The following is a 14,997-nucleotide window of genomic DNA, read 5'->3' as shown; positions in this document are numbered from 1 at the left end:
CCCAGATTCTCTCCCGGCGCGGCCATGCTCAGGTGACTCACGTCAGGGGCAGGTGGAGGCGGAGCCTGTTCCCCGCTATCCATATCCTCTCCCACATCCGCTACCGTGAACGCCCCGGCAAATCCGGTTCCGCCGGTACGAATGGTCCCCACGGTCTCCAAGTCTCCGCTGCTTTGTACCTGAGCCCCGGCCTGCCCTGATGGAGAGCCCGACTCGACGGCAGAAGGCTGGGCCTGCGGCGCAGACACCGGCGCAGCAGCGGGCGCCGGTGGCGAGGCACCCGCGGATACAGGCCGGATGTCGCACTCCGCGCCGGCCTGCTTCATCAACGCGCGAAACTTCATGGCCATGGCCTGATCGGCATCTTTCTTGATCACCACTGGCTGGCCGGAAAACAGTTTCTCAACCCGGGCGCTGTCCATCTTGAACAAACGCCCCAGATTGCTCTTCACCGTGGCCAGGTCAGCACCGCCGACCAACTTCCCGGAAAACACGATATGGAAACGAGCATCACTCATGCTGTTGCGTTTCTCCCTTCAGGCAATTCAGTTTTCAGGCAGATTCAATCCATCTGCGCCGCACAATACTCCGCCAGCGCCGCAATGGTCCGTGACGGGTTCAGCCCCAGAGCCCGGGGCACCATGGCGCCATCCACAACATAGAGACCAGGATAATTGAACACTTCCCCGGCATGGTTCACCACCCCCTGTTCCACAGAATCCGCCATATTGCAGCCACCCAGTGGATGCGGTGTAACCAGATTCTTGAACCAGGTCCAGGTAGCGGGGGTCATCGGGTTGCCGCCAGTGGCGGCCGTCAGCGCCAAATGGCGGTCGGCCAGCCCCTGCACCGCCTTTTCTGCCTTGCGATAATCCCACTTGAGCTTCAGGCGATCACGCTTCCATGGCCAGTACCAGCGCCGGCCCAGAGAAAAGGTGCCACCGGGATCATCCATGGCCTGGCCAAACCAGGGCATCATTTTGCCAAAGGGATTGCTGCTGTCGCCATATTTAAGCATGGCCGCACCCAGCCGGGTGCCGGCAAACCGGGATTGCTTGCCCAAACGCTCCAGCCAGCTGCCAAGAATATCCGGCAAGCCACCGTCTTCCACAAAATACCGGGCGCCATTGTCCGAACCATCCAGATAATCGATGGCGCTGGTGATGGTCGGGCCCCGCGTAGGTGAAATCTGACGATCTTCATAGAAAGCCGCCGTGGCAAAATCGCCGTTACTGCTCCAGTTGTGCCCGAGCTTGCGGCTGAGTTTGGGCAGCGTCTTGAACTGATCCCGGCAGCGCAGTAACAGTTCGGTGGAGCCCATGGAGCCAGCAGCCACGATCACCTTGTCAGCCCGGAAACCGCGCCAGCCACGAGCATCCAGATCCATGGCCTGCACCTCATAGCCCCCGGAGGCCAGCGGACGAATCGTGCGCACGTGATGCAGCGGACGAATCTGCGCGCCAGCACTTTCCGCTGCCGCCAGGTAATTCAGATCCAGGGTATTCTTGGCTTTCACCGGGCAACCCAGATCGCAATTACCGCAATGGGTGCAGGTCCCCTGCTCTTTGCCCTGGGCGTTGACCCAGCTTTTACTATGGCGGTAATCAAACGAATCGTCGTTTTCCGCGCGCCACTCTGGATCAAACGTAATCGCCTGGGGCACCACCGTGAACCGGTCTCCGGCGCCGACCGCCTCCGCCGCTTCTTTCATCAGGTGAGTGCGTGGCGTCCACTGGCTCGTCGGCAATGTCTGCACATTGAGCATCACGCCAGTGATGTCGTAATAGGGTTTCAGGGTGGCGTAATCGATGGCCTGCGGCCAACCGTGTTCAAAAGCCTCGGGCCTGGCTTCAATACTGACGTTGGCATAAATCAGCGAGCCGCCGCCAACCCCGGCCCCCATGGCAATACTCATGTCACCGAAATTGCGAAAATCAATCCAGCCGTTCTGTTTTTCCGGCTCATCTTCATCCCAAAGCCAGTCTGCTTGGGACACGGACGGGTACTCACCGGGCAACCAGCGCCTGCCCCGCTCCAGCACCACCACCTTGCTTCCCTTCTCAGCCAGGCGGCATGCCATCACAGCGCCCCCGAAGCCACTGCCGATGACCAGCACATCAACCTTTTCCATGTTGTCCCCAGTATTTTTCTGCTTTTCGTTATCAGCTATCCCAGCGTCCAACCGTCTTCCTACACTAATTTTTGCACTATAAATTTAAGCGCCAATCCTGTCCATTTACACCGCTTTCCAGTAACCTGACCACCATCTTCGCCGGCCCACAGCAGCACCCATGGAACAGATTGATTTCGTTACTATTGAAGAGAAAAAACGCCCCCGCAAGCGGGCTGCTGCCCCCAAAAAAGCGGCCAGCACTTCGCGGCAGGCAACGGCGCGGCAAGGTGCGGTTCGTGAAGGCTACCGGCGCCTCACCGCCGACATTCCCGCCGATTTGCACAAACGACTTAAAATGCAGGCGTTGATGGAAGACCGCTCTGTTACCGAGTTGATCGTGCAAGCGGCAGAGAGCTTTCTGCGTAACCGCGACTGATTTCCCCGGCAATATTTCCTTCGTATCCATCCTGTTTGCGCATACCCCTTGCACGCTGTCATTGAAGCGTCACCGCGCTGTCATTCATTCGCACCCTTTTGGCGACACCCTTGGCGAAACCGTCGAAGGAGCTAGCTCATGGCTGCAGATCTGTTTCTGCTCGTCTGTGCCCTGCTGTTCGGGCTTGGATTTCGTCAATTGTTCCGCCACCTTCCCGAGGAGCGCTGGCAATTTGTCGCGTCCCTGCCCTTGAAAAAAAACGGTGACGGTTCCTGGCAGGGCCTGAATTTGACCTTCTACGGTTTATTTACCGGCCTGGCCGGCGGGTTCGGCGTTGCCACGTTCATTCTTCTTACTGCCGCCGTCGGTGTTTCACTGATGGCTACAGTGCTCCTGACGCTGGGAGTGTTAGCCATTTGCCTTCCGGCAGCCAAAATCATTGCCACCGTGGTAGAAAAAAATCGCCACGGGTTTACCGTCGGCGGCGCCAGTTTCGTGGGTATTATCATTGCGCCGCTGTTCCTGTGGCTGGCGGACAAGGCCAGCCAGCACTGGTGGGACACACCACTACCCACCTTGCCCATGCTGGCAGCCATGTCCATCGCCTATGTGATGGGGGAAGGCATCGGTCGACTGGCCTGTATCAGCTTCGGTTGCTGTTACGGTAAAGCGCTCAACGATGCTCCCGGCTGGGCCCGGCGCATGTTTGCCACGCTCAACCATGTCTTTATCGGCAAAACCAAGAAAATCGCCTTTGCCGGGGAAATGGAAGCCGTCAAAGTCATTCCCATTCAGGCAGTAACCTGCGTGCTCTACACGGCATTGGCACTGTTATGCAGTGCCCTGTTCTTCCACCAGTTATTTGCCCTGGCCTTTGCCCTGAGCCTGGTGGGTAGCCAGCTTTGGCGGGTGTATTCGGAAACGCTGCGAGCGGATTACCGTGGAGGCAGCAAGCTGTTCTCGGTCTATCAGCTGATGGCGTTGCTCGCTGCCCTGTACGGTGTGGCTATCAGTATCGCGCTGCCCAGCCATAGTGATTTGCAACCGTTACTCCACGCAGGGCTAGGTGCACTGTGGACGCCTGGAGTCATCCTGTGCCTGCAGTTGATTACGGTTGTCATGTTTTTCTTCTCGGGCACCAGCACCATCACCACCGGTGAGCTACGATTCGGGCTGGCCGCCGACTGGCGCAGCCAGGCCGGCTGCGAGGGTGAGCATCACCAGCATGACAAGAAGGACACAGGGCAGCCGTCAGGCACCGCTTCCCTCGGCGCCACCCTGCGCCGTTCTACACCAGCGCCACGGCCTTGATCTGGGCATAGACATCGGCACCGGGAAACAGGGAAAGCTGACGAGCAGAACGCCCGGAGATCCGGGCCAGGATGCACTGCCCGGCCAGAGTAAGTTGAACCAGGCATTGCCCGGGCCCGACCTCACGCAAGCCGACCACCCGGGCCGGCAGAATATTGAGAATACTGCTGTCGCCCGGCGCGCTCAGACAAAGGCTCACATCCCGGGCGGCAATGCGCAGCCGCACAGACTCACCGGCAACCAGCTGCTGCTCAACAGGCAGCCACAGCGTAGCATCCCCCACGGTGATGCCCTGCAAATGATCCTCACGGGCGTAGTCCGCCACCAGGCCAGCCAATAGCGCTGTCGCGTCCGCGCGTTGAGCCAGGGAGCCATCCAGACGCGACAGCTCCTGGCTGGCCGGCCCTTGGGCAATAATGCGGCCGCGCTCCATCAACCAGACCTGATCCGCCAGGCGCAGAAGCTCGTCCATATTGTGGGTCACGTACAACACCGGCACGGTGCGCGCGGCCAGGGCAATCAGATCCAGAAGTTCACGCTTATGCGCCTCATCCAGCGCCGACAGCGGCTCATCAAGCAGCAGCAGTTGCGGCGCCCCCAGCATGGCCCGCGCCAACGCCACCCGCTGGCTTTCCCCGCCAGACAAGCCCTCCACCCGCCGGGCCAGCAACGGGCCAATGCCGGTTTGTTCGATCACCTGCGCTTGCTGCCCCGCCGGGCTCTGACGGCGCCGGGCCACATACTCCAAGTTGCCCTGCACGGTGAGGTGGCGAAACAGGGTGGGCTGCTGAAACAACATGCCGATGGGCCGTTGCCACGGCGCCAGCTCAACGTCTTGTGACAACCACGCCTGGTCGGCAAAGCTGATCGCACCCTCGCAATGGTCCAGCCCCGCCACCATCCGTAGCAACGAACTCTTGCCAGCCCCGGAAGGCCCAAACAACACCGTGACGCCCCGGGGCTGCAGCGTCGCCTCCACCTGCAATCGAAAACTGCCCCGCAGGCCCTGTACTGACAGCTCCAGGCTCATGGCATGGCCCCCAGACCCGGCCGGCGACGCTGCCAGCGGAACAGCCCCCACAGCAGCAATAACGACAGCCCCAGCAGCACGGCTGCGAGCCGATGGGCACTGGCATAATCGCCGGCTTCCACATGCTCATACAGGGCAACAGAGGCCACCCGGGTTTCCCCGGACAGGCTGCCACCAATCATCAACACCACGCCGAACTCGCCCAGGGTATGCGCGAACCCCAAAATCGCCGCGCTGGCATATCCCTCCCGGCACTGGGGAAGCACCAGGGAGAAAAAACGGTCGCGGGGCCGGGCGCCAGCAACGGCGGCCATGTCCAATTGCTGTGAATCAATGGCAGAAAACGCGTTTTTCAACGGTTGCAGAACGAAGGGCAGCGAATACAGCACAGAGCCGATCACCAGTCCGGTAAAGGTAAACGCCAGTGAACGTTGCGCGAATACCTCTGCCAGCCAGCCCCCCGGCCCGTTCGGGCCCAGCCCGATCAACAAGTAAAAACCCAGCACCGAAGGAGGCAGCACCAGCGGTAAGGCCAACACCGCCTCCAGCAAAGCCTGGCCGGGTAGTCGTCGACGAGCCAGCCACCAGGCCAAAGGCGTACAAAGCACCATGAGTATCACTGTGGTGAGCAACGCCAGCTGAATACTGACGCCCAGAGCAAGCCAGTCCCCCTCAGAAAGCATCGTCAGGCACCCGGTAACCCGCCTGGTCGATCAACGTCTGCGCCTGGGGACTGAACAGGAAGTCGTAAAAACGCTGCGCGGTGGCATTGGCGCCAAGCAGTCCACCCTGCTGAACAATCGGTGCATACCAGTCCGCCGGGACACGCCACTGGCTTCCGCCCTGCTGCTGTACCTGGCTCAGGGCCACGAAGGCCGCCGCGGCCGCTCCGCTATGGGCAAAGTGATAGCTCTGCCCCACATTCTCTGCGGTCACCTGTTTGACGGCCACGGGCAGATTCACCCGCGCCAGGACTGCTTCCGCCGCCACGCCATAGGGAGCGGTACGCGCGTTCGCCAGCGCCAATGGCTGCACATTACCCTGACGCAAACTCTCGGGCCCCAACGGAACGCCACGGGCCGGCGTCCACAGCACCAGAATGCCCTGGGCATAGGTACGGATCGATGCCGGGAGTAACAAGCCTTCTTGTGCCAGTTCAGCGGGGCGGCGCTGATCGGCCGCGAGGAAGATATCGTATGGGGCGCCCTGGCGAATTTGTGCCGCCAGTTTGCCGGTGGAGGCCACGGTCACGCCGATCCGGTCATCCGGGTGGCTCTTTATGTACAGCGTGATCAGTTGTTTGAGCGTTTGTGCAAAGTTGGCGGCCACCGCCACCTGGGCGTTGCCGGCCAGCACCGGGGCGCTGAGCACACTCATCAAAAGAAAAACCAGAATCCGCATCAAACACTCCGTGACTATCCCGAGACCAGGACCGGGAATCGCCCAGTCTAAGTCAGCCGTGAAGCACTGTCAGGAAGATTTGCGCGGGTTCTGCCCTCGATGCTGGCGGCCACGCGCCCGGGCCAGTTCAATCTGTTTCTGCCGTTCCGCAAAGCGCTGCTTCTGTTCAGGGGAGGATTCGTCGTAGCACTTCGGGCATGACACCCCAAGCTGGAATTGTTCGCTGCGTTTGTCTTCATCGCTGATCGGCCGGCGGCAGGCATGGCACTGATCAAATTCACCGGGGTTCAGATCATGGTCTACGGTCACCCGCTCATCAAACACAAAGCACTCCCCTTCCCACAGGGAGTCTTCCTTGGGCATTTCTTCCAGGTATTTGAGAATGCCCCCTTTCAGGTGGTAGACCTCTTCAAAGCCCTGCTCTTTCAGGTACGCGGTGGACTTCTCGCAGCGGATGCCACCGGTGCAGAACATGGCCACCTTCTTGTGTTTGGCCGGGTCCAGGGTCTCTTTCACGTAGTCAGGGAATTCACGGAAGGTACGGGTTTCCGGGTTAATGGCCCCCTTGAAGGTGCCCACTTCCACTTCATAGTCATTGCGGGTATCGATCAACACGGTATCGGGATCGGAAATCACCGTATTCCACTCTTCCGGCGACAAGTAGGTGCCCACGGTGCGGGTCGGGTCGATGCCTTCAACGCCCATGGTGACAATCTCTTTTTTCAGCTTCACCTTGGTGCGCAGGAACGGGTGTTCGTCGTGGAAGGACTCCTTGTGCTCCAGTGTCGCCAGCCGCTCGTCCTGTTTCAGCCAGCCCAGCACCGTATCCACACCCGCCCGCGGGCCGGAAATGGTGCCGTTAATGCCTTCATCCGCGAGCAAGAGGGTGCCACGCACATCATTGTCATGCATCAGGTCCAGCAAGGGTTGCTGCAATTGCTCGAACCCGTGCAGGCGAACAAACTTGTACAGGGCTGCAACGACAATGCTGTCTGCGGTTTCTACCCGATGCTGGGTGCTCACTGTTTCTCTCCCGCTGTGTTCTTTCCCGCCGTCATCTGCGGATCGTGTTTACTGCCACCCAGGCAATCCGGTGACGCCAGTATCTCGCCCCCTTTTGCCTGCCATTCCGCCGGGGTATGGGTATGCAAAGCCAGTGCATGGACCGGGCCATCCAGTTCTTCGGCCAGAATCTTGTACAACATCTGGTGGCGACGTACCGGCATCATGCCGTCAAAGGCGTCGCTCACCAGCACCAGCTTGAAATGCGTTTCCGAGTTCGGCGGCACGCTGTGCTTGTGGCTTTCATTTTCCAGCGCGAAATGTGCCACAGGCACCGCCTCGAAAACCTTGCGCTCGATCAATGTCGCTACACTCATGGTCCACCTCACAGATAAAACCGGGCCGGGGCCGTTCGGGAAAACACGGCGAATGGACTGATTATACCAGTCACAGCAGGGCCTAACGCCCCTCGCGGGGCGCGTATTCTACGGGGTTTGAGGGCACAGAGAAAATACAGCTGCCCGGGACGTCATTAAACCGTGGGGATAATCGCCTGCCAGAGCTGTTCGCCGGCCTCATCCAGCAAGGCTGCCCGGGGCTCTCCCGGACCCAGCTGACAAACCTGACGGTCGTTGCGCCAGCCATCCCAACCCGGTGAATCCCCACGGGCAAAGGCGCCCCAGGCATCCTGCACCTTCCGGGACAGTGCCCGGGCTTCATCGGTGCCACCGGTAAAATACATGCCCGCAGGCGTATCGGTCACGCCAAACACAAAAGCCACATCCACCACATGGCAAGCCCCCAAAGGGATGCCGAAAGGCTCGCTCTGCCAGGTGAACTGGAAGCCCCAGCACTGCGCGTTATGCTTGCTTTGGGCATCCAACAGCCGGACCGTTGGCACCCGGAACAGGCGATCCGACTCCATGGCCGACAGGAAGTCCAGCCGGCTACGACGGCTATCCGGCGCCACCGTGGACTGGTAATAATCCAGCGCCCGGGCACCATTGCCCGGCAGCGCCCGCTCAAAGCGCCGCAGAATCTCGTCGTCGTCAATCTGCTTCAACGCATCCATGGTGGTGGTGCCCGCCAGCACCCCGGCATACTGAAAGAAGTGGAATTCATCACGGCAGACACCGGCCAGCAGGCACTTGTCCGCTGCCGCCCCTGCGGCAATCGCGTCGATCGGCAGTGCCGGCAGCAAGTCACCGTCGACCATGGGCAGAAAGTTCATGGCAAACTGCGGCGTGGTTGTGCGTAGCCCGCGATCGACCAGCACCTTGACGGCGGCGTTCTGGGCCTTGATCCAACTCTTGTCATCGGCACTGGCCAATTTCTCGGCTGCGCTGCCCGCCCCCGGTAGTGCATCCACAAAGGCGTCGGTCACCTTGCGCACCTGATCCGGGGCGAGCACAAAATCGGCAGCACCAGACTGGGTGATCGCACTATGGAACAGGTCTTTCGCCTGGGGGCAGGCCAACAGCGCGCCGACACTGAAGCCTCCGGCAGACTCACCGAAAATCGTCACTTGCCCGCAATCACCGGCAAAGGCACCGATGTTTTCCTGTACCCATTGCAGCGCGGCCAGTTGGTCGCGCATGCCCAGGTTGGTGTCTGCTTCCAGCTGCGGTGCCACCGCAGAGAAATCCGCAAACCCCATGGCCCCCAGCCGGTAGGCGGCATTCACCACCACCACATTCTGGCTACGCGCCAGTTCGGCACCGTTATAGAGAACCTGCGACACCGAGCCCGCCAGGTAACCCCCACCGTGGAACCACACCATCACCGGGAAAGGCCCTTCGCCGTCCGGCACCCAGATATTCAGGTACAGGCAATCTTCGCTGGATTCCTGAATGCCCATCACCGGGTTTTTCATTTGCAGCGAGGGCATCGGGTAATGATCCGCCGTTTGCTCCGCCTCACTGTCAGCCAGGGGTTGCGGCGCCTTGAAGCGCAACTCGCCCAGCGGCGCACGCGCAAACGGCACGCCGCGGTATTCAGTTACGCCCTTATTGCCAAGCCCCTGGTAACGCCCTTGCCGGGTTACTGCCGTCATCTACCACTCCTGTTTTGCCAGCTGGCGCCGGCCTGAAAATTAACCCGCTTCAGCAACGATAAACGCCACTGACCCCCGCTTTAACCAAGCCATGCATAACTGGCGGACCGCGCCATTTGCCTGTCGCCCAATACCAGCGCTCCAGCCTAGCAAAACACATACTAATGAGTAGGCCAATTCGCCTGTTTAATTGTTAGACAACATTAACAATCTTGCCTTATTAGTGACTTACACTTGTTCACGCCCTCATAGAGGCAACATCGAGGGCTTTGTGAATCCATTGAATTTTCTACGGAGGGAAGCCCCTATGAGCAAAACCGCAACCATTGAGCAACGTGTCAACGAACGCTATGAGCAAGTGGCCACCGAAACCAAGGCCGCGCTGGAAAAAATCAACAACGCTGTTCGTGGTGCCTACACTCGTCTGGAAAACAATGGCAATGAGCTGTTCCAGAACCTGGTGAAAGCCGGCGAAAAACGCCAGAAAGCCGCCAGCAAGCCCCAGAAGAAAACCACCAAAGCCCAGCCCTCCCAGCTGGACGAAGTGCGCAGCAAAGTTGCCGCCGCACTGGGCCTGCCGACCCGCGACGAAGTTGAAGCGCTGAACAAGAAGCTGACTTCGCTGACCCGCAAGGTCAACAAACTGGCTAAAGAAGCCAAATAAAGACCCGATGTCCCGGGAGTGGCTCAGCCGCTCCCGGCACATTACTCCTTCCTCTCTCTTTTCCTGCTTTGACTTCTGCCACCAGCCCATTAGAGCCATAAGCTCGCCAACACGGTCAATAAACCAGCAATACGCACTTATCCACACGCCAAGTGTTGACTTGCCACGCTACGTCTCGTTATCTAAGTGGCTCTGTACCCGATAACAACAACTGCGAGCCCATGCCGTCCGCTAATCTTTCTGCCTCTCTGAAGCACAAAACCGTCGCGCCTTTCTGGCTGGAATACCTGCTGGATGCTGCTCTGCGCGCCGGCGTTGACCTGAGCTATGCACTGGTGGAGTCCGGCATCAGCAACGACGACCTGGAAGATCCACAGTCGCGGATTTCCATGGCCATCGAAAACCAGTTACTGAAACAGGCTATCGCTGGCAGTGCAGATCCGCTATTTGGGCTGCATATGGGGGAAGGCATCCGTCCGCGCTTCATGGGCGAACTGGGCTACGCCAGCATGTCCAGCGCCACGCTGGGGGACGCCATCGAGTTGATGATTCCCTTTATGAAAGTCACCACCGAATACGCCCAATTGCGTTTTGAGTGGCGCGAACACCATGGCGATAAAACGCTGTGGCTGATGTGGGAAAGTGATCTGGAAGACCTGCCCACCTATCCAGCCCGGGTGGACGCCAATTTCGCCGCCGCCATCGTTTACGGGCGCTGGCTGATTGGCCAGGAGCTGAACCCGGCACGCATTCTTTTCAAACACGCCCCCCAGGGCGACGAAGCCGAGTACCAGCGCATCTTCCGTTGCGACGTCACTTTCAGTCAGCCGGAAAATGCCATTGTGCTACCCGGCCATCTGCTGGATTTGCCCCTGCGCGATGCCGACCCGGAAGTGCACAAGGTGGCTCGCTCACGCATGCAACGGGCTGTCACCCAGTACCACGCCCGCGACAACCTGCTGGAACAGGTGCGCCTGGAAATCCAGAAACGCCTGCAACAAGGCGTCCCGCAGCTGGAGCCCATCGCCGATCAGCTGGGTGTCAAACCCTGGACCCTGCGTCGACAGCTACGGGCCGAAAACACGGATTTTTCCAGCCTGCTGGAAGATGAGCGCCGCCGCCTTGCCTGCGACTGGCTGCTGCACAGCGAACGTTCCGTTAATCAGATCGCCCTGGATTTGGGCTATTCCGAACAAAGCGCGTTCAACCGTGCCTTTAAACGCTGGTTTGAGATGACGCCGGTGCAGTACCGCGATAGTCAGGGCAATCAAACCTTCAACGACTGAGCCCCCGCCACTGACGTTTGCACTGGCCCAGCGTCAGCCCCTGTGCAAAGCCGTTGACCAGGGTGGCGCCCAACCGCCCCTGTAACATCCGCGTGGACACCGGGAGCAAGCCATAGAAAAGCTGCCCAAGGCGGCTGACGTGCTGCAGCTCTTCTCGCCACCCCGCCAACGCACGGGGATAGGACACCTCTGGCCTTTCGCCCAGCACCGCTTGTGCAGCGAGTTGACCACTGAGTACCGCGCCGTAGATTCCCTCGCCCAGTAACACCTCTGTGCAACCCGCCGCATCGCCCGCGAACAGCACACGGCCATTGACCAACCGGGCTTTCGGCAGCCAGGTGCCCAGCGGATAGCCCGCCACGTGCTCCGCCTCTGCCCCCAGGCGTGCCCGGCAATAGCGCTGCAGCGCCGCACGTTCCGGTGCCGCCACCCCGTGCCGCCAGACATAGAGCCCCACATTCACATGGTCGCCCTTGGGAAACAGCCAGCCATAACCGCCGCGAATAACACCAAAATCCAGCGTCATCGGCGGATAATCGCTCACCTTTTCCCGGGGCACGCACCCTTCAATGGCCATGGCTCCAGGCAGGTGACGTTCCCCCAGCATCCGCGCCACGGCGCTGTTGGCTCCGTCCGCTGCGATCAGCCAGGACGCAGAAAAGGAGTCTCCCTCACGGGTCTTCACGCGGACCCAGCTTGAGCCTTGCTCTATGAGTCTCAGGCCTGCAGTCTCATGGAACACGGCACCTTGCTGTTCTGCCTGCTCTCGGCAAAACGCATCCAGCTCTGCCCGTTCGGTCATGACACAGAACGGCGTGGCGCTGCTGAGGTGACGCACCGGCGAGGACGAATGACTCACCGCCAGGGAAGTAACCGCTTCGCGCACCACCGGCGCAATGCTGAATCGGTAGCGCGCCAACGCTTTCTCCGTGACCCCGCCCGCACAAGGCTTTCCCCGTGACCGGGGCCGCGAAATCACGGCCACTTTCAACCCGGCCGCAGCCAGATCCCATGCCGCTGCGCAGCCCGCCTGACCGGCGCCGACAATCAACACATCCCAGTTCGTCATATATCTCCCCCTGATTCCGTGCGATTAGCCGCCGGGTCCTTTATAATGCGCGCCGTCCGGGACCCTGACCCACGGACCTTGCTCAGCGGTCCCCTCGGTTTCAGCCCACATAAGTTCTCCCGAATTAAAGCTAGGAGATTGTTCATGAAAGCACCCGTACGCGTAGCCGTCACCGGCGCCGCTGGCCAAATCAGCTATTCCCTACTGTTCCGCATCGCTTCCGGCGATATGCTCGGCAAAGATCAGCCCGTTATTCTGCAGCTGCTCGAAATCACCCCTGCTCTGGAAGCCCTGAACGGGGTCATCATGGAGCTGGAAGATTGCGCATTCCCGCTGGTTGCCGGCATTACCGGTACCGACGATGCCAACGTGGCCTTCAAAGACGCCGATTACGCGCTGCTGGTTGGTGCTCGTCCGCGTGGTCCGGGCATGGAGCGTAAAGACCTGCTGGAAGCTAACGCAGCCATCTTCTCCGCCCAGGGTAAAGCCATCAACGACAATGCCAGCAAAGGCATCAAAGTCCTGGTTGTCGGTAACCCGGCCAACACCAACGCCCTGATCGCCCAGCGCAATGCGCCGGACATCGATCCCCGTCAGTTTACTGCCATGACCCGCCTGGACCACAACCGTGCCATGGCGCAGCTGGCCAACAAGCTGGGCAAAACCGTCAATGACGTGAAGAAAATGCTCATCTGGGGCAACCACTCTTCCACCCAGTACCCTGATCTGCACCACTGCGAAGTGGATGGCAAAGTGGCCATCGATCAGGTTGAGCAAGACTGGTACGAAAACGACTACATCCCGACTGTGCAACAGCGTGGTGCGGCCATCATCAAGGCCCGTGGCGCTTCCTCTGCTGCCTCAGCTGCCAACGCCGCTGTGGACCACATGCGTTCCTGGGCACTGGGTACCGACGAAGGTGACTGGGTTTCCATGGGTATCTACAGCGATGGTTCCTACGGCATCCAGGAAGGCCTGATCTACTCCTTCCCCTGCACCTGCAAAGACGGCGACTGGACTATCGTTCAGGGCCTGGAAGTCAACGACTTCTCCCGTGGCAAGATGCAAGCTACCGAGCAGGAACTGGCGGAAGAACGTGACGCCGTTTCTCACCTGCTGCCGTAAGGCTCAGGTCGGGTAATAAAAAAAGGGGCTCTTCGGAGCCCCTTTTTTGTGCCGCTCTGCGGCTGCAACATGCTTCACTCAGCATGTAACGAGCGATCAGTATTCAGAATAATCCATCTGCTGCATCTGGGCCTGTTGTGCATACTGTGCATAGTTGGCCATGGTGAGCGGGAACAGCACACCGAAGTAGCCCACCATCAACAACAGCACAATCACAAAGGCGGCTTTTACGCCACCGGAATTGCCGACCGGAGCGGCGCCGTACTGGTTGCTGCCTTCGCTACCGCGTTTGAACAACATCACCAGACCCAGCACCAGGTTGGCAATCGGCACCAGCATGAGCAGGCTCAACCAGCCGCTGGCGTTGATGTCGTTGAGACGACGTACCATGTAGCCCCAGCTCATCACCATCACACCGATGAAAGCCACGGTGGCAATCAGGCCCATGATCATTGCACCCACGCCGATGTCAGCGTCCCCGGCGCTCATCATGCTTGGAATCAGAATCGCGGCTGCCACCCCGACCACAAGATAGAACAACAAGGTCAGACCAGCGGCATACACGAAATAGCGCATACGGCCGATACGCCCTGACAAAGACAGAAACTTGGGCTGATAGGTGTCCTGGTTACCGGCAACAGCAACATCTGCATTGGGTGCCTGATAGGGTTGGTTCATGGGTACTCCCCCTGGGTTCAAGGTTAAAAAAACAGTCAAAAATGAATGCTTCGCAATCGTTACAGCGTATGGCGCCGACCGAAGTCATCCATGGCACGCAGTAAATCCCGACGACTGATCTGTCCGATCAGTTTTCCGCTGTCCAGCACCGGTAGCCGACGGCGATGATCCGCAAGAAAAATTTCTGCCACATCCAGAATGGAATCCGAGCCTTCCACGGTCTGCAGATCCACACTCATGTACTCCTTTACCGAACCGATGTCTGTACCGTGGTAGCTTGCTTCCAGCGCGCCCTTAAGACAGTCGGATTCGGAAAAGACCCCCACCACACGGCCCGTTTCATCCACCACCGGGCCACCGGAAATCTGATTTTCCAGCAATACACGAATGGCTTCACTCACGGACATATCGGGGGAAAAGGTGACCAGACGGCGGCTCATGTACTCCGCCACATGCATGGACTTGAGCATAATTCTTCCCTGTGCAGTGAGAGCCGGCATCATGCCGGCCATTTGTGATTTTGTTCTTTATAGCAGGATTCTTAACAACAATCGCTAACAGCTAACGTCACACGAGTGCCTTCGGTGCGGTGATAATGCCGTTGTTATCCGCATAGACGAATTCGCCCGGGCGGAAGGTCACGCCACCGAAGGTGATGTCGATATTCAGCTGCCCTTCGTCACGACGAACGGATTTAATTGGCACACAGCCTTGCGTGATGACACCGATATCCAGTGTCGCCAGCGCATCCACGTCACGGCAGGCACCGTAAATAATCACGCCTTCCCAGCCGTTCTTCACCGCGTTTTCCGCGATCATGTCACCGATC

16 protein-coding genes and 1 pseudogene are annotated in these 14,997 nt (G+C 59.5%); 5 read left to right on the top strand and 12 right to left on the bottom strand.

Going from position 1 to position 14,997, the window contains the following annotated elements; genetic code table 11:
- Together A3730_RS26975 and A3730_RS26970 are read right to left on the bottom strand one after the other, a co-directional pair.
- A partial coding sequence (locus A3730_RS26975) for a hypothetical protein (protein ID WP_063539335.1) occupies positions 1-518 on the bottom strand: 518 nt, incomplete at its 3' end.
- A gap of 44 nt (positions 519-562) precedes the next feature.
- Complete coding sequence (locus tag A3730_RS26970) at positions 563-2,131, bottom strand: GMC oxidoreductase (RefSeq protein ID WP_063539336.1); 1,569 nt, start codon at positions 2,129-2,131, stop codon at positions 563-565.
- Between the two features lie 160 nt (positions 2,132-2,291).
- Here A3730_RS26970 and A3730_RS26965 point away from each other — a divergent pair, with 160 nt between their 5' ends.
- Together A3730_RS26965 and A3730_RS26960 are read left to right on the top strand one after the other, a co-directional pair.
- Positions 2,292-2,549 (top strand): hypothetical protein, encoded by a 258-nt coding sequence (locus tag A3730_RS26965; RefSeq protein WP_063521635.1) that lies wholly within the window; start codon positions 2,292-2,294, stop codon positions 2,547-2,549.
- Between the two features lie 138 nt (positions 2,550-2,687).
- On the top strand, positions 2,688-3,860 hold the full coding sequence (locus A3730_RS26960; protein ID WP_063539334.1) for a prolipoprotein diacylglyceryl transferase family protein: 1,173 nt from the start codon (positions 2,688-2,690) through the stop codon (positions 3,858-3,860).
- Here the strand turns inward: A3730_RS26960 and modC are convergent.
- The 6 genes from modC to A3730_RS26930 all read right to left on the bottom strand — a co-directional run bounded on the left by modC (position 3,838) and on the right by A3730_RS26930 (position 9,346).
- The gene (gene modC, locus A3730_RS26955; protein WP_063520053.1) at positions 3,838-4,890 is read right to left on the bottom strand and encodes a molybdenum ABC transporter ATP-binding protein; all 1,053 of its coding nucleotides are present in this window, start codon (positions 4,888-4,890) and stop codon (positions 3,838-3,840) included. The two genes, A3730_RS26960 and modC, sit on opposite strands and share 23 nt — an antisense overlap.
- Positions 4,887-5,573 (bottom strand): molybdate ABC transporter permease subunit, encoded by a 687-nt coding sequence (gene modB / locus A3730_RS26950; protein WP_063520054.1) that lies wholly within the window; start codon positions 5,571-5,573, stop codon positions 4,887-4,889. Before modB ends, modC begins: the two co-directional genes overlap by 4 nt.
- Positions 5,563-6,291, bottom strand: a complete 729-nt coding sequence (gene modA / locus A3730_RS26945; RefSeq protein ID WP_063520055.1) for a molybdate ABC transporter substrate-binding protein — start codon at positions 6,289-6,291, stop codon at positions 5,563-5,565. The genes modB and modA overlap by 11 nt, the downstream gene beginning before the upstream one ends.
- Positions 6,292-6,360: 69 nt before the next feature.
- A complete protein-coding gene (locus A3730_RS26940) occupies positions 6,361-7,314 on the bottom strand; it encodes a rhodanese-related sulfurtransferase (protein WP_063520056.1) in 954 nt (317 codons plus the stop codon).
- Positions 7,311-7,670 carry a BolA family transcriptional regulator gene (locus tag A3730_RS26935; RefSeq protein WP_063520057.1) on the bottom strand — a complete coding sequence of 120 codons (360 nt, stop codon included), beginning with the start codon at positions 7,668-7,670 and terminating at the stop codon, positions 7,311-7,313. Before A3730_RS26935 ends, A3730_RS26940 begins: the two co-directional genes overlap by 4 nt.
- A gap of 155 nt (positions 7,671-7,825) precedes the next feature.
- The gene (locus A3730_RS26930; protein ID WP_063539333.1) at positions 7,826-9,346 is read right to left on the bottom strand and encodes a carboxylesterase/lipase family protein; all 1,521 of its coding nucleotides are present in this window, start codon (positions 9,344-9,346) and stop codon (positions 7,826-7,828) included.
- Between the two features lie 307 nt (positions 9,347-9,653).
- On the opposite strand from A3730_RS26930, the gene A3730_RS26925 reads away from it, so the two are divergent.
- Positions 9,654-10,010 (top strand): hypothetical protein, encoded by a 357-nt coding sequence (locus A3730_RS26925; RefSeq protein ID WP_063521099.1) that lies wholly within the window; start codon positions 9,654-9,656, stop codon positions 10,008-10,010.
- Between the two features lie 221 nt (positions 10,011-10,231).
- Entirely contained in the window at positions 10,232-11,296 is a 1,065-nt protein-coding gene (locus A3730_RS26920) for an AraC family transcriptional regulator (protein ID WP_063520121.1), read from the top strand.
- Here A3730_RS26920 and A3730_RS26915 read toward each other — a convergent pair.
- Positions 11,286-12,365, bottom strand: a complete 1,080-nt coding sequence (locus tag A3730_RS26915) for a geranylgeranyl reductase family protein (protein ID WP_063520122.1) — start codon at positions 12,363-12,365, stop codon at positions 11,286-11,288. The genes A3730_RS26920 and A3730_RS26915 overlap by 11 nt on opposite strands.
- A gap of 144 nt (positions 12,366-12,509) precedes the next feature.
- Between A3730_RS26915 and A3730_RS26910 the strand changes: the two genes are divergently transcribed.
- Entirely contained in the window at positions 12,510-13,490 is a 981-nt protein-coding gene (locus A3730_RS26910; protein ID WP_063520123.1) for a malate dehydrogenase, read from the top strand.
- Positions 13,491-13,586: 96 nt separating this feature from the next.
- On the opposite strand, the gene A3730_RS26905 is transcribed toward A3730_RS26910, so the two are convergent.
- The 3 genes and pseudogenes from A3730_RS26905 to A3730_RS26895 all read right to left on the bottom strand — a co-directional run.
- Positions 13,587-14,168, bottom strand: a complete 582-nt coding sequence (locus tag A3730_RS26905) for a DUF805 domain-containing protein (protein ID WP_063520124.1) — start codon at positions 14,166-14,168, stop codon at positions 13,587-13,589.
- Between the two features lie 59 nt (positions 14,169-14,227).
- Positions 14,228-14,638 (bottom strand): CBS domain-containing protein, encoded by a 411-nt coding sequence (locus A3730_RS26900; protein ID WP_063520125.1) that lies wholly within the window; start codon positions 14,636-14,638, stop codon positions 14,228-14,230.
- Between the two features lie 97 nt (positions 14,639-14,735).
- Positions 14,736-14,997 (bottom strand): annotated as a pseudogene (locus A3730_RS26895) (putative 4-hydroxy-4-methyl-2-oxoglutarate aldolase); the annotation flags it as partial.

This window comes from Alcanivorax sp. HI0044 (assembly GCF_001634945.1).
Note: the sequence above shows the minus strand (reverse complement) of the source record. Positions and strands in the feature narration are given on the sequence as shown.